The sequence below is a fragment of the Alteromonas sp. 14N.309.X.WAT.G.H12 genome, assembly GCF_036697315.1.
In the GTDB taxonomy this organism is placed as follows: domain Bacteria; phylum Pseudomonadota; class Gammaproteobacteria; order Enterobacterales; family Alteromonadaceae; genus Alteromonas.
In genome coordinates this window covers 1-3,930 of sequence record NZ_JBAHZB010000178.1, presented here as the reverse complement: position 1 = coordinate 3,930, position 3,930 = coordinate 1, and the positions used below count along the sequence as shown (strand labels likewise).

Annotated in this window: 3 protein-coding genes and 1 tRNA gene; all 4 read right to left on the bottom strand. The window is 43.5% G+C overall.

The window, feature by feature from the left end; translation table 11 throughout:
- Window positions 1–436 precede the first annotated feature (436 nt).
- Window positions 437–1,798: a tyrosine-type recombinase/integrase gene (locus tag V5298_RS19990; protein WP_332933181.1), complete on the bottom strand. Its 1,362-nt coding sequence runs from the start codon at window positions 1,796–1,798 to the stop codon at window positions 437–439.
- Between the two features lie 198 nt (window positions 1,799–1,996).
- A tRNA-Pro gene (locus tag V5298_RS19985) sits at window positions 1,997–2,073 on the bottom strand.
- 159 nt (window positions 2,074–2,232) lie between these two features.
- Window positions 2,233–3,597: an SLC13 family permease gene (locus V5298_RS19980; protein WP_332933180.1), complete on the bottom strand. Its 1,365-nt coding sequence runs from the start codon at window positions 3,595–3,597 to the stop codon at window positions 2,233–2,235.
- A 26-nt stretch (window positions 3,598–3,623) separates the two neighbouring features.
- The coding region (dcd, locus tag V5298_RS19975; protein ID WP_332933179.1) for a dCTP deaminase at window positions 3,624–3,930 on the bottom strand (307 nt) is incomplete at its 5' end.

Genomic DNA, 3,930 nt, shown 5'->3' with positions numbered 1-3,930 from the left:
TTCTCCTGTTTTTATCAATGATTTAATTTTAAAGGCTTGGTTTAAGAATTGAAGAACGGTCTAAAATGATCGCTTACACAATAATGCCGTTTGTTTTGTTTGAAATATAAATGTATTGCTTAAGTCAGGGAGTCAGTTAATCAAGGCGTAATAAGTGACTACAAGCTGCCCTAAGCCTTGCCTTTGTGTTGGCCTTTGTGTTGGCTCAAGGTAACGTAATGATTGGCTGTAGATTGTTTCAGGTGGCTTGTAGAACGTAGAGAGAAGGCATACGGGGGGGAAATTCGATTGCCTTTATATCAAAATACCCACTCAGATTTTTGTAGTGAAAACTTTTTGATTAACTTTTAGACAACGCTACGTGAAATCTGAATGACTTCCTTTAGTCTTCCCTTGCTTCATTCACGTAGCGTTGTCTATTTATCAATCAACCTATTCACTGAATAAACATTTTTAGGCAATCAGCCTTATGTATCTTCTCAACATACTGCCACAGTTCATCCTTGTTCTTGTACTTACTATATAGGTTATAAGTCAATGACAACTGCTTGTGACCTGCTAGCTTCGTAGCGATGTCTTCAGGGCAACCTACTTGCTCTAGTGCTGTCGCAAAGTGACCTCTAAATGAGTGTAAGCCTGTCTTGTAGCCTTCCACTTGGTCAAAGTCCTTAGTTAACTTACCAAACTTAGATGATATGCTATTCACTGCTTCATTAGCTCCAATGGTGGCATTACCTACTTCAGGGAATAACCAAGGTGAACCACCAGCTTTAGCGATAGCTTCAACTATAAGAGGCTTTATGATTGGGCATACGGGAACAATACGTTGTGCATTGATCGTCTTACCTTCTCTTACCTCAAAGAATAAGCGACCATCTACATCAACAAACTGTTCAGTTTTAGCTAATGCTAGTTCACTGAGTCTTGTGCCAAGGAACGGTAACAGTCTAGGTAACATATGCAATGTATATGGATAAGCCCAAGTAGGTGTGTTAAGCCTACTGTATTCAGTCCTAGAGAGAATCTTAGTTATCTCTGAGTCATTGAAGTTACGGTAATGTAGTGGCTTACTTTTCTTCTTACTTGCTTCAACCTTACAGTTAAGCCAAGGATTATTACCTTTAGCTTTCTCACGTGTTAAACCCCAACGCCATAGCTCTTGTAGCTTAGACTTGTAGTGTGTCACTGTATTAGCTGATTTGCCTGTATCAAGTAGTGCATCAAGGAATATTTGAGCCTGACCAGACGTTACATTCATCGGTAAGTCATCGCGCCCTATAACAGCTATGAGAGCCTTAACAGCGGTATTCAGTGTTGTAATGTACTTGGTGTTCTTCTTGTCCTTAGCCCATGTAGACCATTCTTCAGCTAATTCATTTATTGATGGGTAATACAATGTTGGTATATCACCTGTCATTGCAGCCTTCCAAGCGGCATATACTACTGGATTAGTTTTATCTTCTGGATTCTCTATGACAACCTCAAGGTCAGCTTCTTCCATTGGATGATAATCACCATCAGTAGCCACCTCACCTTCACGTTCTAAACGCTCTCTACGCCAAGGCATGTAATACTCATAGAACTTATCCTTCTCTGAGTCTTTACGCTTAGAACTGGCTAGCTCCATTTCAATATCAGCATTAATGGAATTACGTTTTAAGATAGCCTCATGGTAACTATGAGTATTAAGGGTACGTTGTATATATTCAGTGCCGTACTTGTCTTTAAGTAGAGTTGGAGTCTTACGCCTGTATAGCCATAAACCTGAAGAAGCTCTTTTAAGATATTTCTTATCCACTAATCACTAACCCATGAATGAATCAAATACTAGATATGCGCTGAAAAGTGACCCAAAAGGTGACCCAAAAGTGACCCAAAAGGTGACCCAAAAGGTGACCCAAATAGTGCCCCTAGGGTAAATCCAGTGCATGAATGAGTGTACAGTTTTAGAGGGATACAGGCTGTAAGTCAAGCCAGATAAGGGGAGTAGGAAAGTTGGTCGGTGTGAGAGGATTTGAACCTCCGACCCCTGACACCCCATGACAGTGCGCTACCAAGCTGCGCCACACACCGACCGAAAGAGCCGACAAGTCTACTTATTTTTATGCACTTTGCAACGACAAATATAGCATTTTTAATCTAAGCGTCTAAATGATAATCAAATTGACCTATTCTTCTCCAGTTTCGGCTTAACTTACCTGTCTATCCTCACCTTTTCTCTCTGGTTTAACCTCATTGAAGGGTAACTAAGCATACTGCGGTCACCACAAATGCCACCAGCACATTTAGCATTATGCCTTCGCGCGCCATGGTTTTGATATTAAATACACCCGTTGAATAAGCAATGGCGTTAGGGGCTGTGGCCACCGGTAACATAAATGCGCAACTTGCACTAATGGCCGCGGGTATCATGAGCAGTTTAGGATCCACCCCCACACCCGCCCCTGCGGCAGCCAAAATCGGCATTAACAAGGTGGCCGTCGCCGTATTTGAGGTAATTTCCGTTAAGAAGGTAACAAACAAGCAAATAAACAGAACAAGCAAGACAACCGGCATGGAAGAAAGCGCTGTCATCCACTGCCCCATCACCATACTTAACCCCGAAGCGCTAAAGGCTTTAGCAATACAAATTCCGCCAGCAAACAATAACAACATGCCCCAGGGGATATCGTTGGCGGTATCCCAGTCCAACAACTTTTCACGTTTGTGACCACTATTTACCATAAACATGGCAACCACACCGGCCACGGCAATAGTACTATCACTGATGGTAGTAATATCTAACCAACCCGTCCAAAAAGGTCTAAATACCCAACCCAAGGCTACGGTGCCAAATATGGCCAACACCCGTTTTTCAGCAATGGACCATTCACCGGGCTCAGGTAAATTAATATCATCCACCTTACCTAAGCCTCTTCCCAGCCACATCGCCATAACAGGAATACCGATCAGCACAATGGGAATACCGGTTTTCATCCATTCAACAAAATTGTATTCCATCCCTTGAGTTTCTTCGTACACACTCATAAAGATGATGTTAGGCGGGGTACCAATGGGCGTACCCACACCGCCTAAACTAGCGGCATAGGCAATGCCTAACAGCAAGGCAATTCCGAAGCGTTTATTCTCGGTGGCTTTAATAATGGCCATCGCCATGGGCAAGATCATCAGCATGGTGGCTGTATTACTGATCCACATACTTAAAACGGCGGTGGTCATCATAAAGCCCAGCACCAGCTTTAGCCCACTGCCCGTGCCGGTTAGGCGTAGCATGTATATGGCCAGTCGCTTATGCAGGTTGGCTTTTTCTAATCCTTTTGACAGCATGGATGCCGCCATCAGCAGTACAATGACGTGGTTCCCCAAAGCTGACGCAGCTTCATTGTGGGTGATAACACCTGCTAACGGAAAAAAGGCAAAAGGAATGAGTGAGGTGGCAGGAATGGGTAAGGCTTCTGTTACCCATAAAATAGCAACAAAGGTGGTAATACCGGCGGTGTAGGCAATGGCAGAGGGTTGCTCACCTAAAAACAATAGTAAGGTTAAAAGTACCGATACCACGAAGGCAATGAATAAGGTTAAACTACTTTTTATCATTGCCCGCTCCTGTTCTTCTTATTGGGCTATTTTTCTCTGTCTGAGGAAATGCGACTTGCTATGGCACCATCCTGACCTTTGTACTTTGCATCAATACGCGCGTTGTAGGGCTTTTCAGCGGCCTGAGACAGCACTTCAAAACTCAGCGCACCAATTTTCATTAGCGGGCGCAACGCAAGGGGTAATTTACCGCTGTTAAAAAATTCTAATACAATGTTGCCCGACCAACCGGGATCTATTCGGTGCGCAGTAACATGCACCATAAGACCTACACGAGCTAAAGACGAACGACCGTCTAACCATCCGCCGATATTATCGGGCAAAGTAACAGAC

Coding starts and splice junctions, on each gene's coding strand:
- V5298_RS19980 (WP_332933180.1), bottom strand. CDS start 3,597: ATGATAAAAAGTAGTTTAACCTTATTCATTGCCTTCGTGGTATCGGTA.